General features: G+C 32.7%; 20 protein-coding genes. 9 read left to right on the forward strand and 11 right to left on the reverse strand.

Annotated elements, in window-relative coordinates:
- The first annotated feature begins 95 nt into the window (after positions 1 to 95).
- The 7 genes from HNQ03_RS05470 to HNQ03_RS05500 all read left to right on the forward strand — a co-directional run bounded on the left by HNQ03_RS05470 (position 96) and on the right by HNQ03_RS05500 (position 9,276).
- Positions 96 to 1,838 (forward strand): tetratricopeptide repeat-containing sensor histidine kinase, encoded by a 1,743-nt coding sequence (locus tag HNQ03_RS05470; RefSeq protein WP_226927434.1) that lies wholly within the window; start codon positions 96 to 98, stop codon positions 1,836 to 1,838.
- Complete coding sequence (locus HNQ03_RS05475) at positions 1,838 to 2,485, forward strand: response regulator (RefSeq protein ID WP_173778664.1); 648 nt, start codon at positions 1,838 to 1,840, stop codon at positions 2,483 to 2,485. Before HNQ03_RS05470 ends, HNQ03_RS05475 begins: the two co-directional genes overlap by 1 nt.
- A gap of 91 nt (positions 2,486 to 2,576) precedes the next feature.
- On the forward strand, positions 2,577 to 5,477 hold the full coding sequence (gene secD / locus HNQ03_RS05480) for a protein translocase subunit SecD (protein ID WP_173778665.1): 2,901 nt from the start codon (positions 2,577 to 2,579) through the stop codon (positions 5,475 to 5,477).
- A 357-nt stretch (positions 5,478 to 5,834) separates the two neighbouring features.
- Entirely contained in the window at positions 5,835 to 6,794 is a 960-nt protein-coding gene (locus HNQ03_RS05485; RefSeq protein WP_173778666.1) for an IS110 family RNA-guided transposase, read from the forward strand.
- A gap of 250 nt (positions 6,795 to 7,044) precedes the next feature.
- A complete protein-coding gene (locus HNQ03_RS05490) occupies positions 7,045 to 8,268 on the forward strand; it encodes a TCR/Tet family MFS transporter (RefSeq protein ID WP_173778667.1) in 1,224 nt (407 codons plus the stop codon).
- 122 nt (positions 8,269 to 8,390) lie between these two features.
- On the forward strand, positions 8,391 to 8,717 hold the full coding sequence (locus HNQ03_RS05495) for a Sec-independent protein translocase subunit TatA/TatB (protein ID WP_173778668.1): 327 nt from the start codon (positions 8,391 to 8,393) through the stop codon (positions 8,715 to 8,717).
- A gap of 1 nt (position 8,718) precedes the next feature.
- Entirely contained in the window at positions 8,719 to 9,276 is a 558-nt protein-coding gene (locus HNQ03_RS05500) for a phosphatase PAP2 family protein (protein WP_173778669.1), read from the forward strand.
- Between the two features lie 37 nt (positions 9,277 to 9,313).
- Here the strand turns inward: HNQ03_RS05500 and rlmH are convergent, their stop codons facing one another.
- Complete coding sequence (rlmH, locus tag HNQ03_RS05505) at positions 9,314 to 9,787, reverse strand: 23S rRNA (pseudouridine(1915)-N(3))-methyltransferase RlmH (protein WP_173778670.1); 474 nt, start codon at positions 9,785 to 9,787, stop codon at positions 9,314 to 9,316.
- A gap of 117 nt (positions 9,788 to 9,904) precedes the next feature.
- Between rlmH and HNQ03_RS05510 the strand changes: the two genes are divergently transcribed.
- Positions 9,905 to 10,852: a YihY/virulence factor BrkB family protein gene (locus HNQ03_RS05510; RefSeq protein WP_173778671.1), complete on the forward strand. Its 948-nt coding sequence runs from the start codon at positions 9,905 to 9,907 to the stop codon at positions 10,850 to 10,852.
- Here the strand turns inward: HNQ03_RS05510 and HNQ03_RS05515 are convergent.
- From HNQ03_RS05515 to HNQ03_RS05545, 7 genes are all read right to left on the reverse strand, one after another.
- Positions 10,849 to 13,053: a RelA/SpoT family protein gene (locus tag HNQ03_RS05515; protein ID WP_173778672.1), complete on the reverse strand. Its 2,205-nt coding sequence runs from the start codon at positions 13,051 to 13,053 to the stop codon at positions 10,849 to 10,851. The genes HNQ03_RS05510 and HNQ03_RS05515 overlap by 4 nt on opposite strands.
- Before the next feature lie 110 nt (positions 13,054 to 13,163).
- Positions 13,164 to 13,523 carry a hypothetical protein gene (locus HNQ03_RS05520; protein WP_173778673.1) on the reverse strand — a complete coding sequence of 120 codons (360 nt, stop codon included), beginning with the start codon at positions 13,521 to 13,523 and terminating at the stop codon, positions 13,164 to 13,166.
- Positions 13,524 to 13,653: 130 nt separating this feature from the next.
- A complete protein-coding gene (locus HNQ03_RS05525) occupies positions 13,654 to 13,905 on the reverse strand; it encodes an acyl carrier protein (protein WP_173778674.1) in 252 nt (83 codons plus the stop codon).
- Between the two features lie 36 nt (positions 13,906 to 13,941).
- Positions 13,942 to 14,478 carry a GNAT family N-acetyltransferase gene (locus HNQ03_RS05530; RefSeq protein WP_173778675.1) on the reverse strand — a complete coding sequence of 179 codons (537 nt, stop codon included), beginning with the start codon at positions 14,476 to 14,478 and terminating at the stop codon, positions 13,942 to 13,944.
- Positions 14,479 to 14,575: 97 nt separating this feature from the next.
- Positions 14,576 to 15,025, reverse strand: a complete 450-nt coding sequence (locus HNQ03_RS05535) for a hypothetical protein (protein WP_173778676.1) — start codon at positions 15,023 to 15,025, stop codon at positions 14,576 to 14,578.
- A 131-nt stretch (positions 15,026 to 15,156) separates the two neighbouring features.
- On the reverse strand, positions 15,157 to 16,434 hold the full coding sequence (locus HNQ03_RS05540) for a beta-ketoacyl-[acyl-carrier-protein] synthase family protein (RefSeq protein ID WP_173778677.1): 1,278 nt from the start codon (positions 16,432 to 16,434) through the stop codon (positions 15,157 to 15,159).
- Between the two features lie 349 nt (positions 16,435 to 16,783).
- Complete coding sequence (locus HNQ03_RS05545) at positions 16,784 to 17,209, reverse strand: 3-hydroxyacyl-ACP dehydratase FabZ family protein (RefSeq protein WP_173778678.1); 426 nt, start codon at positions 17,207 to 17,209, stop codon at positions 16,784 to 16,786.
- A gap of 168 nt (positions 17,210 to 17,377) precedes the next feature.
- On the opposite strand from HNQ03_RS05545, the gene HNQ03_RS05550 reads away from it, so the two are divergent.
- Positions 17,378 to 18,463 (forward strand): alkene reductase, encoded by a 1,086-nt coding sequence (locus tag HNQ03_RS05550; RefSeq protein ID WP_173778679.1) that lies wholly within the window; start codon positions 17,378 to 17,380, stop codon positions 18,461 to 18,463.
- Between the two features lie 52 nt (positions 18,464 to 18,515).
- On the opposite strand, the gene HNQ03_RS05555 is transcribed toward HNQ03_RS05550, so the two are convergent.
- The 3 genes from HNQ03_RS05555 to HNQ03_RS05565 form a co-directional block, all read right to left on the reverse strand.
- A complete protein-coding gene (locus HNQ03_RS05555; RefSeq protein WP_173778680.1) occupies positions 18,516 to 19,304 on the reverse strand; it encodes an enoyl-ACP reductase FabI in 789 nt (262 codons plus the stop codon).
- On the reverse strand, positions 19,298 to 20,350 hold the full coding sequence (locus HNQ03_RS05560; RefSeq protein ID WP_173778681.1) for a type III polyketide synthase: 1,053 nt from the start codon (positions 20,348 to 20,350) through the stop codon (positions 19,298 to 19,300). Before HNQ03_RS05560 ends, HNQ03_RS05555 begins: the two co-directional genes overlap by 7 nt.
- A gap of 88 nt (positions 20,351 to 20,438) precedes the next feature.
- Positions 20,439 to 21,149, reverse strand: coding sequence for a methyltransferase domain-containing protein (locus tag HNQ03_RS05565; RefSeq protein WP_173778682.1), 711 nt, complete (start codon positions 21,147 to 21,149; stop codon positions 20,439 to 20,441).
- Between the last annotated feature and the right edge of the window lie 137 nt (positions 21,150 to 21,286).

The raw sequence follows: 21,286 nt of genomic DNA on the forward strand, positions 1-21,286 counted from the left end.
TCTTTGTAAATAAAGCAATTTATTGAGTATCTTTATTTTTCAAAACAATCATTATATATGCCATGATGAGATATTTAATTCAAATTTTTATTTTAATGCTATTTTTGAGTACCAATATTGTTGCTGCTCAAACATTAGAGCAATGGAAAGAAAGATATGAAAACGCGGGAAAAACTGATGAAGATCTTGCGATGAAAACTGCAAAAAGAGCTGCAAAATATTTTGCAAAAATTGGCAATAAAAAAAATGAGGCTTTCTTTTATGAAAAAATTGCCAAAGATTACCAAGGCAAAAGTATGCAAGATTCTGCCTTATATTTTCATTTCTCAGCAATAAATATATATGAAAATTTAAAAGAATTCCGAGAAAAAGCCCTAATTCTGAATGAAATAGGTAGAATTCACCGCAAACTAGAAAATCAAAAAAATGCTTTACGATATTATGATGAGGCTTTTTCTATTTTCACAAAATTGAATGATGAAGAAGGTAAAGCAATAATTTTGAACGAAAGTGGAGTAGTTTTCGAACAATTGGGAAATCATAAGGAAGCTCAGAAAAGATACCGCCAGTCTTTGGAAATTCAAAAAATACGGAAAGATTCTGTTGGAATCGGATATTCATTAGGATTTATTGGTTATAATTTTTTGGTTCAAAATAAATTAAAAGAAAGTGAAGATTATTTGCTAGAAGCATTGAAAATCAGAAAATTAATTAATGATGAATTTGCTTTAACCATGAATTATAACGAGCTCGCAGAATTGTTTTACAAAACAAGAAGGTGGGGAAAAGCAGAATTGTTTATAAAGAAATCCGACTCTTTATCTAGAAAAATTAACTATCCAGATATACGTTTGCAAAATTTTGAACTTCAAATAAATAATGCGAAAGAAAATGAAGAATTTCAAAAAGCTTTTTTGCTCCGTGAGCGCCAGATCATGTTAAAAGATAGTTTGTATTCGCTAGAAAAAGAAAAAAATATTGAGGCGCTTCATCAAAAATTTGATACTGCCGAAAAAGAAAAAGCCTTGCTCATACAACGAACGCAAATTGCTGAAAATGAATTGGATATTAAAAATAAAAATATTCTCGCAATTGTACTTTCCTTTTTAGCTTTGTTTGCAGCATTGCTCGGTTATTTCTTTTTCTACCGTCAAAAATTGAAAAATAGACAGCAAAAGAAAGAAAGTGAATTGAAGATTGCATTGAAAATCATCGAAAATAAAAATGCTCTGGATCTGCAAAGACTTTCAATTTCGCGGGATCTGCATGATAATATTGGCTCTCAATTAACCTTTATTATTTCCTCGATAGATACTACAAAACAATTTTTTGGGAAAGAAAATTTGATTTTGGACAAACGATTATCGATGATAAATACATTCACGCGAGATACTATTTTAGAATTGAGAGATACCATTTGGGCAATGAATAGAAGCAGTATTACCATCGAAGATTTGCAAAGTAGAATTTCAAATTTTATCAACAATGCAAATGTTGCGGCACAAAATATAGAATTTCGTTTCGAAAATCTATTACTAGAAAAAATACCTGTAGTATTTGAAGCTAAAAAAGGGATGAATATCTACCGAATTCTACAAGAATCCATCAATAATGCTATCAAACACGCCGAAGCGAGCGAAATTTTAGTTCATTTATTTCAAAAAGAAAATCAAATCATCTTCTCAATCACAGATAATGGAAAAGGATTTGAAAAAGGAACAGATTCGGTAGGAAATGGATTAAAAAGCATGGAAAAACGAGCGGAAGAAATAAGTGCCACGCTTGAAATAAAATCTAGCTTAAATGGAACAAAAATTTTATTAAATATACCATTATAATGGACAGAATAAATATAATTATAGTTGACGATAATCATTTTTTGCAAAAAGCGGTAGCAGAAAAATTATCTTTTTATGAAGATATAAATGTTAAAGCTTTTGCAGCAAATGGTCAAGAAATAATAGACTTATCTGAAAAAGATAAACACATAGATTTAATATTAATGGACATAGAAATGCCCGTAGTAAATGGAATAGAGGCTACGAAAATTATTAAATCAAATCATCCTCAAATCAAGATTATAATGTTGACGGTTTTTGATAATGATGAGCATATATTTAATGCGATACAAGCAGGTGCAGATGGATATTTGATGAAAGAAGTGGCGCCAAATATTCTTTATGATGGTATTTTAGAAACTTTGAAAGGTGGTGCGGCAATGAATCCTTCCATCGCGATGAAAACTTTAAAATTATTAAGGAATCCCGTAGATTTTTCTAGAGATGAGGAAGAAATAAGCCTCTCTGATAGAGAAATAGAAGTTTTGGAGCAGGTAAGCAAAGGCTTGAGTTATACTCAAATTGCAGATAACCTTTTTCTGTCGCCATCCACCATTAGGAAGCACATAGAAAACATTTATAAAAAACTGCAAGTGCATTCTAAATTAGAAGCAATACAAAAAGCTAGAAGGAATAATCTAATATAATTTAACAAATTTTTAAATTAATTAAGAATAAACTCTATTTCCTAATCAAAATCATTATATTTGCCGACTATAATTTTAATGCTGTATTACAATGCAAGGAAAAGGACTTATTACAATCGTAGCCATCATTCTTGGTCTTATCTGTATCAATGAATTGCTGCCAACTTGGTATGCAAACAAAACAGAAAAACAAGCAATGGCGCTTGCGGGAAACGATCAGGTGAAATACCAAAAGGAAATTATCAGACTTTCCAAAGACACACTTAATCTTGGTTTTACAAAGTTGTATTACACAGAAGCCAAAGAAAAAGAGATGAAACTCGGTCTAGATTTAAAAGGTGGTATCAACGTATTATTGGAAATCAACCAAAGAGATTTAGTTGCCAATCTTACAAACTACTCAGAAAATCCTGTGCTTATTGAGGCTTTAAATAGAACAGATGTAAATCAGAAAAATTCTACCAGTACTTATATAGACGATTTTTTCGTGCAGTTTGCGAAAGTAAATTCAGAAAAAGGAACAAACCTAAAATTAGCTGATCCAGAAATTTTTGGAAATACCAATTTATCAGAAATTAAATACAATTCTACTGATGCGGAGGTGAAAAACTTCGTGAAAAATAGAATAGAACTTTCTACTGGTACTGCCTATGAAGTTATCCGAACGCGTATTGATAAAATGGGAGTTACCCAACCAAACGTGCAAAGAGTACCAGGAACTGCAAGAATTTCTGTAGAAATGCCAGGTGTGAAAGATATCGATAGAGTGAAAAAAATGTTGCAGACTTCTGCAAAATTGCAATTCTGGGAAATTCAACAATTGCCAGAAGTATTGCCATACTTCACACAATTAAATAATATAGTTACAGCAAAAGCAGATTCCATCGGAGTTCCAAAAAATACCAACTTCTTGAAGTTAATGGGCTTGGAGCAAGCAAATATGGGAGGCTACACTAAGCAAGGTCAAGGTTCTGTAAAGCTTTCTGATACTGCAGTTGTAAACAAAATTTTGAAAAGCAAAATTGCTATAGATGCAAGACCAGCAGGTATTAAATATACAGACTTTATGTGGAGCTACAAACCAGAAGCTACAGATGCACAAAGCCTTATAATGTATGCTACAAGAGGAAATGCTAGCAAAAGAGCACCAGTAGATGGCGCTGTAGAAACTGCAAACATCAGCTATGACCAATTGGGAATGGTAGTAGTAGATATGCAAATGGATTCTGAAGGTGCGAAAGATTGGAACATCATGACGCAGAAAAACGTAGGAAAACCAGTTGCTGTAAGTTTGGATAATGTAATCTATACTGCACCAAACGTAAACGAAGCAATCCCAAGTGGTAGAACTCAAATCTCTGGAAACTTCACACAAGAAGAAGCACAAGATTTAGTAAGTGTTTTGGGTGCAGGTAAACTTCCAGCAGGTGCAAAAGTGGTACAAGCAGAAGTTGTAGGGCCATCTTTGGGAGCAGAATCTGTGAATGCAGGTATGTATTCCTTTATAGTTGCTTTTATTATCATTATATTATATATGATTTTCTATTATGGTGGTGCAGGTATTTTTGCCGTTATCGCTATGATTATCAACTTATTTTTCCTTTTTGGAATTTTAGATTCTATCAATGCTACTCTTACGCTTCCTGGTATCGCAGGTGTTGTGCTTACGATGGGTATGGCAGTAGATGCAAACGTAATTATCTATGAAAGAACTAAAGAAGAGCTCGCTCTTGGAAAAGGTATCAAAGAAGCATACAGTGATGGTTTCAAACATGCAATGTCCGCTATTATAGATGGTCATTTTACTACATTATTAACGGCAGCTGTACTTTATTTCTTCGGAACAGGACCAATTAAAGGTTTTGCCGTGACATTAGGAATTGGTATTTTAATGACGCTTTTCACCTCTGTACTTTTAAGTAGAGTAATGATTTTTAGCTGGTTAGAAAAAGGAAGAAACTTATCTGTATGGACATCTTTTACAAAAAATTGGTTCAGAAATACATTTATCAACTTCATCAGCAAAAGAAAAATCGCATATATAGTTTCTTCTATCTTAATAGTAGTAAGTTTGGTTTCTATCGCAGTGAATGGTTTTAAATTCGGAGTAGATTTCAATGGTGGTAGAAATTATGTAGTGAAATTTGATAAGGCTGTAGATGCACAATCTGCAGAAGAATCAATTTCGAAAGTTTTGGTTACCACAGGATCTACTACCAGTGTAGATGTGAAAACCTATGGTAGCGACAATCAATTGAAAATAACAACAGATTATAAAATTGATGATGCATCTGTAGAAGCGGATTTTGATTTAGAAAATAAATTATTTACAAGTTTAAAACCTCTTTTACCGCCAAATGCAACTTTAACTAGTTTTAAAAGTGGAGATACAGACAACTATGGTATTATGTCTTCTACAAAAGTAGGACCTACCGTAGCAGACGATATCAAAACAGGTGGTGTTATAGCTCTTTCACTTGCTTTGTTGGGAATTTTCCTTTATATATTATTAAGATTCTCCAGATGGCAATTTTCTATGGGTGCAGTTTTAGCTCTTGCTCATGATGCTATCATTGTTTTAGGTGCTTATTCACTTTTTTATAAAGTAATGCCTTTCAATATGGAAATAAATCAAGATTTCATTGCAGCATTGCTTACAGTACTTGGTTATTCCATCAATGATACCGTGATCGTATTTGATAGAATTAGAGAATACTTAAGAGAAAGAAAATCCACAACATTAGAAGGATTGTTTGATAGTGCTATCTCTAGCACAATTGGTAGAACATTTAATACCTCTTTCACCACATTATTGGTAATCACGATTATCTTTATCTTTGGTGGAGAAAACTTAAGAGGCTTCATGTTTGCATTGCTATTAGGAATTGGTTTTGGTACCTATTCTTCCATATTTGTAGCATCCGCTTTATCGTATGATTTCTTAAAAAAAGGGGACGATAAAAAACTAGATAAACCAACAAGCCACGCTTAAATATAAGCATCGCAAAAATTAAATAAAAAACCACTTTCTAATGAAGGTGGTTTTTTATTGTTGTATTTGCATCCGCGCTGTCATTGCACTCACACTGTCATTGCCCCACCCTGTCATCCTATGTTTGCATAAGTATAATATATTATGATTAAATCTCTAAATATTAATAACTTTATGTAGTAATAAAAAGGAAAGGGTAAAGAGAAAGATTATTACTTGTCATTTGTCTTAAAGACCGTTCGCAATGAAAATCACTTTACCCCTACTACATAAACTTGGACAGATCATGAGGCATTAAAGCCTGTATTAAGGATAGATAAGTTACAGTAGTATTTTCCTTGTAAAAAATTATTTGTTATGTGTAAATTTATAGGAATTGACATTAGTAAGCAAGTTTTTGATGTAAGTTTTTTAGAAAACTCCGATTGGAAACATGTAGTTTTAGAGAATGGTAAAGTTGGTTTTAAAAAACTTTTAAAACTGATTGGTAAAGAAGATTTGGTTGTGATGGAAGCTTCGGGAAGTTATTATCTTCCACTGGCAGATTTTCTTTTCAATATGGATATAAAAGTTGTGGTAGAAAACCCTTTGATAATAAAACGCTACTCACAGTCGAAATTAAAACGTGCAAAGACGGACAAAGCAGATTCAAAAATCATAGCAGAATATGCACAAAAGAATGCAGAGGATCTAAGATTATGGGTTCCAGATAGCGAAGTGGTATCAAAAATGCGGCAATATTTTACGCGTGTTCAATTGCTTCAAAAACAGGTAAACCAAAGTAATAATCAATTAGAAGCTTTTACAAGCAGTGGTTTATTAGATAAAACCTTGGAAAATGAGATGATAAATTCTGTAAAAAATCTTAAGAAAAGCATTGAAAAATTGGAATTATTGATTGAAAAATTGGCAAAATCAAGCTATGCAAAAAGCATAGAATGTTTAACTTCAATTCCAGGAATAGGTTTGAAAAGTGCTGTAATGCTCATTGCTGCAACAAACAATTTTGAGAAATTTGAAAACTATAAACAACTCATTGCATTTGTAGGTTTTAGTCCGAGAATTTATCAAAGTGGGAGCAGCGTGCGAGGAAAAGGTTCAATTTGCAAAATGGGAAAATCTCAAATAAGGAAACTTTTGTATATGTGCAGTTGGTCTGCAAAAAGGTGGAATAAATCGTGCAAAGACATGTATGAAAGATTAATAGCAAAAGGAAAACCAGAGCGTGTGGTGAAAATCGCTATCGCAAACAAGTTGTTAAAACTCGCTTTTGCAATTGGAAAGAAACAAGAAAAATATGAAGTAAATTATTGTTAAAATACTTGCATATTAACACAGATCATTGCGAGGAACGAAGCAATCTCTGCGCACACCACAACGCAAAGGATTATTTCTACTGATAGTTATCGAGATTGCACTCACAAGACTTAAAAAAATACTAAAGAAGTTCAGATGGATTTGTCTGATTATTACCTAAATTTGCCAGGGCAAAATATAAGCTTATCCCGTTTTTACACGGGATATGTTTAATTATTACAATGTTCATCTAATAGTAAGCTATTACAGTATGGAAAAATCTAAAAAATCTGCAGCGATGGGTTTTATCTTCATCACTATTTTGATAGATATTACAGGATGGGGCATCATTATTCCCGTTATACCGCAATTGATAAAGGAATTGATAAACGGAGATATCAGCGAGGCTGCAAAATATGCCGGTTGGATCTCTTTTGGATATGCTTTTACGCAATTTGTTTTTTCGCCAGTTGTTGGGAATTTAAGCGATCAATTTGGGAGAAGACCTATTATTCTTATTTCACTTTTTGCCTTTAGTATAGATTATATTTTGCTTGCTTTGGCGCCAACAATTACGTGGTTGTTTGTAGGAAGAATAATTGCAGGACTTACGGGTGCGAGCGTTTCTACAGCCACTGCCTACATTGCAGATATTTCTACGGACCAAAACCGTGCGAAGAATTTTGGAATGATAGGAGCAGCTTTTGGTTTGGGCTTTATTATTGGTCCCGTCATCGGTGGTTTGCTCGGTCAGTATGGAGCTCGGGTTCCATTTTATGCTGCCGCTATTTTGTGTTTAATTAATTTTCTCTATGGTTATTTTATTCTACCAGAAAGTTTGCCTAAAGAAGATCGCAGAAAGTTTGATTGGAAACGTGCAAATCCTGTTGGTTCTTTTAAATTTTTAAAGAAGAATCCACAGATTTCTAGTTTGGTTATTACTTTGGTTCTGGTTTATATTGCAGGTCATGCGGTGCAAAGCAACTGGAGTTTTTATACGATGTACAAATTTTCTTGGACAGAAAAAATGGTGGGAATTTCCCTTGGAGTAGTCGGTTTGTTGGTTGGTCTTGTGCAAGGTGGTTTGGTGCGTTGGTTGAATCCTAAAATTGGAGATCAGAAGAGCATTTATTACGGATTGGCTTTGTATGCTATTGGTATGTTGCTTTTCGCTTTTGCTACAGATGCTTGGATGATGTTTGTATTCTTGGTACCCTATTGTTTGGGAGGTATTGCTGGTCCTGCGTTGCAATCTGTGATTACCAGTGGAGTTGCCAAATCTGAACAGGGAGAATTGCAAGGCGCACTCACCAGTTTGATAAGTGCAACGGCCATAGTTGGTCCGCCATTGATGACGAATTTATTTTTCTATTTCACGCACAAAGAAGCGCCATTTCAGTTTTCTGGTGCACCATTTTTTATGGCATTTCTGCTATTTGCGGCAAGTATTTTCTTTGCACGCAGAGCTTTTATAAAAAATAATAGCAATGTTTAGTTTTTGCATTATTTAATTAATTAAATTTGCAGTGTAAAAAATATTTCTAAAATATTATCCCTACTACACTTCTATATTTTACTGTATTTAAAATTTTATATTAACCAAAAAGATTCTCATCAATGGAATTAAGCTTCATGGAAATGGCAATGATTGTATTAGCAATCATTATATTATTTGGACCCAAAAAAATACCGACTATTGCGAGAGATTTAGGTTCTGGAATACGAAAAATGAAAGCTGCAATGGAAGATGTGAAAACAGAAATAATGAAGGAAACAGATAATCCTATTTCCGAAATTAAAAATGAGATCGATAAAATGAAAGAATCTGCTAAAGATTTTGATCTTAGAGATCAGTTTCAAAAGGAGATTTTGTCTGATGAGGAAAGAAAAATCTCTAAAGCCAACGAACTGAAAGACGATCATCAAGGACCAGTAAGCAGATAATATGCATGAATTTCTAGAATTGGATCGTCAATTATTTATTTTTCTTAATAATTTAGGAAGTCCAGAGTATGATCATTTTTGGAAATTAATAACCAATAAATGGATTTGGGTTCCATTTTATGGTATTTTATTATTCATTTTAACTAAAAGTTTTAAGCTTAAATCTTTATTTTTTATAATAATTTTTGTGGCGGTTGGCATTACTATTACAGATCAATTGGCTGGTATATTTAAAGAATTGATAAAGCGGCTTCGCCCATGCCATGATCCTAGTTTGGTAGGTTTGATGCGACCAAATATTGAATGTGGCGGCACGTTTGGATTTTACTCTGCTCATGCTTCTAGTTCATTTTTTCTAGCTACATTTCTTGCTATCTTACTAAAAAATAGATTTGGGTATTTTCCCTATTTCCTGTTTATTTGGGCTTGTGTAGTTTCTTATAGCAGAATATATCTAGGTGTGCACTATCCTTTTGATGTGGGAATGGGAGCTTTGGTAGGCTTTCTATTGGGTGGTCTATTTGCTACTTTGGCAAAGAAAACGATCTATAAGAATTAAAATTTTTAGCCTTTGGTTTTCAACCTTGTGCTGCCAACTAATCATTGTGATAGGGTTTTCCCTTTAATATTTGATCTGCTCTATAAAGCTGCTCAACAAAGAATAACCTAATCATTTGGTGTGTGAAAGTCATTTTTGATAAAGAAATTTTCTCATTTGCAAGCGCATACATTTCGTCTGAAAATCCATAAGCACCACCGATGATGAAATTTACTTTTTTCACAGAACTATTCATCCAGAAATTTAATTTATCAGAAAATTCTCTGCTGGTAAATTGCTTTCCATTCTCATCTAGAAGTATCGTATAATCCGCATTTTCTATTCCATTTTGCAATAGTTTTCCTTCCTCCTTTTTTAATAATTCTGGCGATAAGTTTTTAGCATTTTTCACATCAGGGATAAAATTAATTTCAAAGTTCCAGTGTTTTGGGAGTCTATTTTCATAGTATTTCACCAAATCTGCAATTTCAGATTGATCCGTTTTGCCAATGCACCATAAATTTATTTTCATACGTAATATTACTTTTATAAAAGACAAACATGCACCACCATAACTTTATTAGTCTTTGCTTTTAAATTTGTGAATGGTGATTTCATTCTTTATATTTGTTTACGCAAATATACTTGAATGCGCTTAAAAGCTCCCAGATTTGTTAGAAAAATAAAAATTTCTCTAGATAGAATACATATTCCATACTTGGGCATATCGTTTTGGAAAATATTTCAAATTTATTTTCAAGGGGTTTTTAAAGATAAAATAGGCAGAAAAGCGGCCGCCATCTCTTGGAGTTTTGTACTTGCACTTTTCCCATTCGTACTCTTTCTTCTATCGATATTACCCTATTTACCGCATTATGACAAGCTGCAATTTTATATTTTCGAAGTACTTCTGCAAAACGTTTTTCCTGGGAAAATAAATACAGAAGTTGTAGATTATATACAGACCAACATTATCCCAAAAACTTCTAGCTTAAGTAATTTTACAATTATTTTTGCGCTAATATTTGCTACGAATGGAACCTTTGCCGTCATCAATGGCTTTAACGAAAGGTCTAAAGAAAAGTATAGTGATGTGAAGGAGTTCATCATTTCATTTTTTATCACTGTGGGTTTTATCAGCGTTGTTTTACTCTCTTTATTCGGTGTCTATTATTCCGAAGTTGTATTAAAACTATTTACTCCTACTTATGATATTTCGTGGTTTGTAGGAAATTTAACAAAAATAATAGGATTAATTTCTTTTCCCATTTTCTATTTTTTATTACTCACACTATTCTATTGGCTTGGTACTGTAAAAATCGAAAGATTTCGGCAAGCTATACCAGGAGCGCTTCTTACAACTGTTTTATTTTTTACCACCACCTATCTTTTCGCAATTTTTGTAGCAAATATTGCGAGATACAATGTTTTGTATGGATCCATTGGAACCATGATTTTGATGATGGTTTGGGTAAACGTCAACGTTTATCTGTTGCTATTTGGCAATGAATTAAATTTTGCTTTGAGAACAGCTCGGCTAGAAAAACTGTCCTTAGATGAAATGAAAAGTCAAAATATTCCTAAAGAGAAATTTTAAAGTCTGATAATTTTATTAATACCACTTACTTCTTTTAGTTTTTTGATGGTTTCTTCCAGTTGTTTTTTATTTTTCACCTCAAGATTGATAGAGCCTGTGAAAACTCCATCGTTAGAAGATATGGACATACTTTTCATGTCTATACTCATAGCATTGCTGATGATTGCAGTTATATCGTTGATCATACCCATTCTATCCAATCCTTCAATTTCAATTTTAACTCTATTTTTAAAGCTTTCAGAGTTCACCCATTTTGCGGTAATTACACGATAATCATATTGTGCACGAAGATTAATAGCATTCGGGCAACTATCGCTGTGTATTTTGATCCCATCAGAAATCGTGATGAAACCAAAGATTTTATCCCCAGAAATTACGTTGCAACATTTTGCAGAGCTGTACTTCAATGTTTCTTCATCTTTCCCGAAGACGATCAAGTCTAAATTATTATCTGGAACTTCTTCAAAAGTGGTATTTTTTGTAGGAGATTTTCTAAATCTGTTTAGCAAATTATTGAAAACACTTTTGCTTTCAATATATTTCCGAATATCACTCACATCCAACTTACCAGTTTGAAATGCTAAAAATAACTCTTGAGAAGTTTTTAGATCAAAAAATTTCTGGATTTTATTTATTTCCTCATCATTAAAATTAAGTTTTGCATGGCGAAGCTTTCTTTGCAGCATTTCTTTTCCCTCCTGTACATATTGGTTTTTTTCTGAATTGAGGTAATGCTTTATCTTAGATTTTGCCTTAGATGTGGTTACAATATCCAGCCAATCTTGCTTTGGTTTTTGGTTTTGAGAAGAGAGAATATCTACCTGATCTCCATTTTGCAATACATGCGAAATGGGAACCAACCTACTATTTACCTTTGCTCCCAAGCATTTTGTACCCAAATCTGAATGTACGGCAAACGCAAAATCTAAGGCTGTAGAACCTGCAGGTAAAATTTTAATTTCGCCTTTTGGTGTAAATATAAAAACCTCTTTGGAATATAAATTTAATTTAATATTATCTAAAAGTTCTGTGGTAGAAAAATTTTGCTGATGCTCCAGTAATTCTCGAATTTCTGTTACCCATTGTTCAAACTTTTGATCGTCTGAAGTTTGGCGATATCCTTCTTTGTATTTGTAATGTGCTGCAACGCCTTTTTCTGCAATATCATCCATTCTTTCGGAGCGAATTTGCACTTCTATCCATTTTTTATCTGGTCCTAAAACCGTGAGATGCAAACTCTCGTATCCAGTAGACCTAGGTTGAGAAATCCAATCTCGCATTCTGTGAGGATTGTTGCTGTATAGATCTGTAACGATAGAATATATTTTCCAAGCTAAAAATTTCTCATTCTTCGCATCAGATTTATAAATGATTCTTATAGCGTAATTATCAAATACTTCCTCAAACTGCACTCCTTGCTGTTGCATTTTTCGATAGATGGAGGAAATGGCTTTTGCCCGGCCTTTTATGAAAAATTTAATATTTTCCTCTTTTAATTTCTCAGTAACTTCTGTTTTAAATTCTTCTATATATCGCTCTCTATTTTCTTTTGCAGTTTCTAATTTTGATGTTATTTCATTATAAATCTCTGGATTGTTGTAGCTCAAAGAGAGATCTTCTAATTCAGATTTTATATTGTACAATCCTAATCTGTGTGCAAGCGGAGCATAAATGTAGACTGTTTCTGCGGCTATTTTCTTCTGTTTATCTGGCGCCATACTTTGCAGAGTTCGCATATTATGAAGCCGATCTGCAATTTTTATTAAAATTACCCGAAAATCCTCTGAAAGCGTAAGCAATAATTTTCGGTAGTTTTCACTTTGTACAGAAATATTTTGGTGGTTCATCACCGATATTTTGGTCAGGCCGTTTACAATATCAGCTACTTTTTCACCAAAAATCTTCTTTAAATCTTCATATGTATATTCAGAGTCTTCTATCACATCATGCAATAGAGCACAAGCTATAGATGTTGCGCCCAAGCCAATTTCTGTAGCTACTATTTTTGCAACTGCAATTGGATGGTAAATGTATGGTTCGCCTGTTTTTCTTCTTTGGTCTTTGTGTGCATCTAGTGCAATATCAAAAGCATTTCGGATGCGTTTGTTTTGTTCCTCGTCCAAAGATCTGTAGGTGTCTGAAATTAAATCTTTATATCTTGCGAGGATTTCCTTGTTTTCCTGCTCTATATCGTATGCCATCTTCTGTTAAGGATTTTAATGATGTACTAATTTACATATTTTCTTTTATAATCATAAAAAAAATCTCTGAAAATTTGCAGAGATTTTATTTAATTTTTTTGCTGCTATTTTCATATGCCTGCAATTACTTCGGCATTCAAACCATCTGTTCCGTGGCTGTGATTTTTTATTGTTGGCGCACTAGAAATGCGAGCTCTTGCAGCTGATGCTACATATTCTCTTATTCTATTCGCATTTTCTGCTACGAAAGGAAATTCATGCATTTGCAATGGTTGATGTACTTCAAATACTTTTTTTGCCTGTTGCAAAGAATTTTCATTTTTTAATTCTACAGATAAAAAGAAAACATCATCTGTATCTTCTTCTACTTTCACATCATTTCTCACAAAACCTTGTGCAGAAAGTTCTCTTGCCAATTGTAAATAATTTCCTTCTTTTTTAAATAATCCTACGATGCTTTTAGTATTCATAATATTTAGTTTTTTTAAATTAATATTTGAAATAGACTAAAACAATCGTTCAATAATTCTCTCTATTTCTTTGTACTAAAGATAGTTAAAATTTTTTTATTAAAAGAATTTACATGGAAAAAGGGTAGTGTTATTTATTTAATTTTTCTTCAATGATGGATAAAGAAGCCTTTACGTCTATCATTTTTTCCATCGATTCGTTGTCTATTTCTATATCAAAAACTTCCTCCACATCAAGAATTACATCTACCAAATTTGCAGAATTGATATTTAAATCATTAATGAAATCCGTATTTTCTGTAAGGTTTTCCAATGCTTCATCATTTTTCACATAAGGTTTTATAATCGCTTTTAATTTCGAAAGCATTTCTTCTTTTTCCATATTTTCTTCTAAATTTTAATTTTAAATGTACGAAAATTAATTACTTTCTATCCAATCTACTTTTTTTATTTTGTATAAAATATTTAACTTAGATTCCTCGCCAAAATATGCAATCTCTAAAGTGCCAAGATTTTTTGCTCCCAGTTTTTTCATCGCTTTTTGGGAACGATAATTTTCAGTTCCAACATGAAAATTCACCACTTCTACATACTTAAAAATATAATCTAACATTAGTTTTTTGACAATTGCATTATAATTTTTGCCCCAAAATTCTTTTCCATAAAATGTGTAGCCAATGAAAATACTATTTTCAATTTCATTAAAATTATAAAATCTTGTACTGCCTATAAATTGATTTGTTGTTTTATTTATAATAGAAAATGCACCTTTACTTTCTATCGCACCTATAAAAAAGTTTTGAAAAATTGCTCTTTGGAATCTGTTTTTGTTAGGATGTTGACTCCAAACTTCCTCATCTTTTGCCAATTGAAACAATTTTCCGAAATGAATTTCTTCTAGCGGAATTATTTTCACTAGTTCATTTTCTAATATTTCTTGAAGGGAGAAATTCATAACATTTAAAATTTAACTCAAATTTACTTTAATAATTAAAATTTTTACACAAAAAAACCGAGAAAAATCTCGGTTTATAACTTCAAAATACTATTTTCTAGAAAGCGTCGAAAGAAAATTCGGCACCTGCTCCTTGATGTATATTTTGTGCTGTTTTTTTATTTTTCAATTGAGTAGAATAGACTTCGGATTTTGCTCTTAAAGCAACCTTAGCTTTCAAATAATCTAAATTTTGTGCTTCTACAATAGTTACATCATCAAATTCATAGGTATGTTCTACAGAATGTTGAGCGAAAATATTTTTTGCGATTTCTAATTGCTGTTCGTTGTCTATAGAAACACTGGCAATTAATTTATCAGTTTCATTGGTGTTAATTTGTGGTGTTCTTTCCCCAAATAATTTTTCCCAAAAGTTTTGTTCTTTGTATTCAGGTTTTGTGAGGTACACGATGTAATCTTGTACTCTAAAACCATTTTTTTCTAAATCTGCGGCTAAATTTTTAGCATTTTCTTGTGTTGGAAATAATCCGATGATTATTGTTGTCATATCTTTAATTTTTGTTCGTAGTTTTAATTGCAAATTTACTGCCAAATTTTCAATAATTTGTTAAATAAAACAATATTGGTAAATTATTGATAAAAATCATAGATTATTTTATTAATATCGTAATTATAAAATTAATCTAAATATTTGCGAAAAATTACACAAGCATTCACGTCGCCAAAGCCAAAACTTACCTTCATTGCAGTCTTTATTTCGGTGGAAATTATCTCTGCAGGAATAGATTTTCTGCCTATAAGTTGCTCAATTTCTACATTCAAATCTTCACAATTGATATTTGGTGCCACAAAATTATTTTTAAGTTGTAAAATGGTAGCCACAGCTTCTACACTTCCAGAACCGGAAAGACAATGCCCAATCAAGCTTTTCGTAGAATTTATAAATGGAAAATCGCTACCTTTTCTTGCTAAAGCTTTGGTTAAATTTTCAATTTCTAGAGCATCTTTTGAAGTTGCAGTAAGGTGTCCATTGATGTAATCAATTTCATTTGCAGAAATTTTTGCATCCAAAATCGCATCTTTCACACATTTCTGCACGGCTTCAGAATTGGGTGCTGTCATGCTTCCATCACCTCTTTGTCCACCAGAATTCACGTTTCCACCTAAAATTTCGCAATAAATTTTCGCACCTCTTTTTTGCGCAGATTCCAAACTTTCTACCACAAATGCACCAGAACCACTACTTGGTACAAAACCTGCAGCACTTGTACTCATCGGTCTTGAAGCCAATTCTGGACGATCATTAGATTTAAAATTGCAGACTTTTATAGCATCAAATCCGCCCCAAATATAAGGTCCAGAATCGCTTGTGCTTCCTGCCAGAATTCGTTTTGCCTTGCCAGATTTTATTCTTTCAAAAGCCATCAAAATACTTTCTGTTCCGGTGGTGCAAGCAGAAGAATTGGTGGTAACTTGATTTCCCAAACCTAATTTCCCACTCAAATAAGCCGAAATTCCGCTATTCATGGTTTGAGAAACTGCGGTGCTTCCCAATCTTCTAGTTTGTAAATCGTCTATTTTATAAATGCTCTCCCGAAATTTTTCAATTCCAGAAGTTCCTGTGCCGAAAATTGTTCCGCTTTCCCAGTCTGGTTTTTCGCTTCCTGATGGTTCTAAACCTGCATCTTTCCACGCATCCAATCCGGCAATTACACCATATAAAATTCCGGTAGAATTGAAATTTCGTAGTTCTAATTCTGTAAAATAATTTCTTTTTTTCTCTTCGGAAATTTCGGGTGTGCCAGAAACTTGACAAGAGAATTTCAAATCTGCCAATTGTTGGTCGAATTTTATTCCAGATTTTCCAGTTCTTAAAGCAGATAGAAAAGTCTCCAATTCGTTTCCAATTGGTGATACTACTCCCATTCCTGTAATTACGACTCTTATTTTACTCATATTATTTTATTACAAGGCTTTTGTAGCCCACGGATAACACGGATTTTCTACATCACTAATCTGTGCGAATCCGTGTTATCCGTGGGCAAAAATTTTCAATTTAATGAATATAAAATATGCTTTATCAGCCCACAGATTTCACAGATTTCACAGATTTTCACGGATTTTCTACATCACAAATCTGTGCGAATCAGTGTTATCCGTGGGCAAAAATTTTCAATTTAATAAAATTAAAATATACTTTATCAACCCACAGATTTCACAGATTTTCACGGTTTTTCTACGTAATAAATCTGTGCAAATCCGTGAAATCCGTGGGCAACAATTTTCAACAAATAGAAGAAAAATTCTATTTAATAAACCCTGCAATCAAACCCTCACAAACGATTTCATTTCTTTCATTTTTCATAACAACTTTACATTTCAATTTATTAAACCTGAAATATACTTTTTCTGAAATTACAGTTACTTTCTCATTCGGGAAAACTGGTTTTAGAAATTCTATTTCTGTTGATGATAATGCAACCGAACTTTTGTCTGTTAAGTTTTCACTTAAATTAATTCCCAAACATACCAAACCAATTTGCGCCATGCATTCCGTTAAAATTACTCCTGGCGTTACGGGATTGTTTTTAAAATGCCCTTTGTAAAAATCTAAACTTTCATTAAAAAAGAAAGTTCCGATTACTCCATTTTCATCTAACGACAATATTTCATCCACGAATAAAAATGGTGATGTATAAGGCAATTTTGATAGTATTTCTTCAAATTTCATTAATAATGTTCAATAGTGTGAAGATGCGAAAAATATATTGCATTATCGAGATTATTTCGTCAATAAAAGAAAATTTATTTATCAAATTGATATTTTTTAAAAATATGCCACAAGATTTTTAGCATAGATTTTGCGTAAGATTATTTAATAAATTCAAATATATATCAAATGAAAATTTTAGAAAAATACAGCTCTGATAAATTACAATTAGAGAATAGAATTGCAATGGCACCAATGACGAGAAGCCGTGCAGACAATGAAAATCATCTTGCGAATGAATTGATGCAAACATATTATACACAACGAGCTTCGGCTGGTTTAATTATCACTGAAGGCATCAATATAAGTACAGAATCTGTTGGTTACATCAATGTTCCGGGTATTTATACAGACGAACAAACAGAATCTTGGAAAAAAATAACAAATGCAGTACATGAAAAGGGTGGGAAAATTTTCGCACAATTGTGGCATGTTGGTAGAATTTCGCATCCAGATTTTCATAATGGAAATCTTCCTTTAGCGCCATCTGCAGTAAATCCGGATTCTCAATCTTACACCTATAACGGTTTTAAAGATACTGTTGCGCCAAAAGCAATGACACTAGAAGATATTAAAAGAACGACAGAAGATTTTGTGAAAGCTGCAGAAAACGCTATTAAAGCAGGATTTGACGGAATTGAAATTCATGCAGCAAACGGATATTTATTTCATCAATTTTTTGCTTTAACTTCTAATAAAAGAGAAGACGAATATGGCGGTTCTATTGAAAATAGAGGAAGAATTTTGTTTGAAGTTTTAGATGCTATTGGAAAAAAAGTTTCTTTTGATAAAATTGGTTTGCGTCTTGCGCCAGATCTCGACGGGATTTTTGGAATGGTGAAAGATGAAGAAACACAGGAAATGTTTGAATATTTGGTGAATAAGGTGAATGATTACAATTTAGCCTACCTTCATTTTAGTGGTTTTACAGAAAAAGGGGACCATCCTCAAAAAGCAATTTTTGAAATTGCCAAACATTATCGTGGTATCTATAAAGGTACATTCATGATTAATGGTGGATTTTTGAAAGATACTGCCAATAAGGCACTTGAAGAAAATTTGGCTGATTTAATTTCTATTGGTGTTCCGTATATTGCAAATCCAGATTTGGTTGAGCGTTTTGCAGTTGATGCACCTTTAAATCAAGCTGATCCAGATACTTTTTATGTTCCGGGCGCAAAAGGTTACACGGATTATCCCGCTTTAAAATCTTAGAAAATTTTTAAAATTTATTAAAAATAATCAGCCCTTCTTGGGCTGATTTTTTTTATTGTAAATGTTCGCCGCCATCTACAGGAATTATATTTCCCGTAATCCAATTTGCTTCGTCTTTGCATAGTAAACTCACCACATTAGCCACATCTTCTGGTGTTGTCAATCTTTTATTAGGATTTCTTTCGATAGAATTTTTAATTAAATTTTCACTTCCGGGTATCATTTGTAAAGATCGTGTATTGGTAACTCCTGCTTGTATGCAATTGCATTTAATGCCAAATGGTGCAAATTCTAAAGCGATACTTCTAGAAATGGCTTCCAAACTGGCTTTTGCGGCGGAAACTGCCGCATAATATTTCCAAGGTTTGCTGCTGCCTTCACTTGTGAAAGCTATAATTCTAGCGTCTTCTGCAAATAATTTATTTTGAAATAAAAGTTGCGTCCAATCGTACAAACTGACTGCCATCGCTTGGAAGGTAATCATAAAATCATCCGAACTTAATATAGAATCGCCCTCGGAAACCATCGCTTTCAGATTTCCTTTTGCAATGCTATGAACCAAAATTTTTACTTTAGCCTCACCCAAAACTTCTTTAAATTCTGAAATAATTTTTTGCTGACTATCAATATTTAAAGCATCTAGATTAAAATTTACAAAAGAAATATTTTGAGATTTTATTTTTTCAAATTCTTGTAAAATTTCTGCCATTTCTGAACGCGCATTTCTATGAACAATGCAAATGTTAAAACCATCTTGCGCCAATTTTTTCGCGGAAGCCAAGCCTAAACCAGAACTTCCGCCTAAAATTATTGCCCAATATTTTTGCTTATTTTCTACCATTCTAATAATACTCTTTGCGCAGAAAATCCAGGTCCGAAACTTAACATCAAACCTTTTTCGCCTTTCTGCGGATTTTTATCCATTATATTTTCTAAAACATACAAAACTGTGGCGCTGCTCATATTTCCGTAAAGTCGCAAAATTTCTTTGGTATCATCTATATTTTTACCCAAATCTTTAAATAAACCTTCTACCATTTGCACAATTTTTTTGCCACCTGGATGAAAAATTAAATAATCTAAATCTTCTACTTTCAGATTTTGTTTCGCTAAAAATGGATGCACAATATCTGGAAAATGTTCAGAAATAGTTTCGGGAACTTCAATATCTAAGATCATTTTCAAGCCAGAATTGGTGAGTTGAAAACCCATCATATGTTCATTATTGTAGAAATGATACATCTCTTCGCTCAAAATTTTCGGGCCCAAATCTTCTTCGTAAGAACTTAACAATGCGCAACTTGCACCATCGCCAAAAATGGCTGCACTTACCATATTTGCCATAGAAAAATCTTCTAATTGAAAGGTAGCAGTTGGCGCTTCTACAGCAATTACCGCGGCACGTTTACCAGGATTTGCTTGTAAGAAATTTTTAGCATAAATAATCCCAGAAACTCCTGCTGCACATCCCATTTCTGTAACTGGCAATCTCACAATATCTTGGCGAAGATTCAATTTATTAATTAAATAAGCGTCTAAAGAAGGAATCATAATTCCGGTGCAGCTTACAGTGATGATGTAATCTAAACTTTGAGGATCCCAATTTGCTTTTTTTAAAGCCTTTTCCAAAACTTTTTCGCCTAAAAGAACAACTTCTCTTGCGTAGATATTATTTTTTTGCTCGAATGATGTTGCGGTGAATACTTCCGCTGGATCCATTATAGAATAGCGTTCATCTACTGCAGCTCCTTCAAAAATCTTTTTTATTTTTCTTTTGAAACGATCTTCTTGTCCGAAAAGCCATTGGTCTAAAAACGGCAAAACCTCGGATGTTTTCCGAGAAAATTTTGGTAATTGTTTGGCTACTGTTACTATTTTTACGCTCATATTTCTTTGCGAGAATCTCCTTTTACAAAGCAAAAACAGTGAACTGTCATTGCGAGGTACGAAGCAATCTCATTTTCTTTATTAATTTTTACTTCTCAATAATCCACTGCCAACGAAAAGCCCATTTCCACTTGATGCTGTAATTTTTAAAACCTAATTCTTTAGAAAATTTGGTTAAATCTTGCTTTTTAAATCCTCTTAAAATAGAAATTAAACCATCATTTGCAGTCATTTTTTCTAATCTAAAAACGAAAATTATGGCTTGAAAAAGTCGGTAAGCTATTTTGCTTCTTTCTAAATCATTTACGATAATACCTTTGTTGACGATTTTAAAAATAACTTGCATTAAATTTAAAATTTCTTTGTCTTTAAAGTGATGTAAGGTAAGTGTAATTAGTGCAATATCTATACTAAATTTAGAAAAATTGAACAAAAATATATCTTCGGCTAAATAGCTGATGTTGTCGTAGTTTTTGCTGCAATATTCTGCGTGACGAATGGTGGCTTCGTTGGCATCAATTCCTATTAGATTAAATTTTAGATTGTTTTTTTTGCCATAATCCGAAAGCATTCTTAGCATATCGCCGTTTCCACAACCGAAATCCATAATCGTAATTTCTTTTGTATTTGGTAGATTTTTTATGATTTTTTTTACTCCATTTAAAGTAACGGAATTTCCACCCAAAAGATGATTTATTCTTGCGATATCGTCTAGAGCAGTTACCAAACCTTCATTATCCATGGAAAAATCGTCCATAGATTCTTCTAAATCTGTTCTATATGTTGTATCTAAAGGCATATTTTTGTGGATAGTTTTTTAATTATTGAAAAATTTTTTGAAAATTTGCTCACAGATATCACAGGTTTGCAGGGATTACTGTTTTAACTTTTTATTTTAAAATTCGATTTGTACTTCACAGATTTGCACGGATGATT

Origin of the sequence: Frigoriflavimonas asaccharolytica (assembly GCF_013294015.1) — a bacterium.
GTDB classification, from domain to species: domain Bacteria; phylum Bacteroidota; class Bacteroidia; order Flavobacteriales; family Weeksellaceae; genus Frigoriflavimonas; species Frigoriflavimonas asaccharolytica.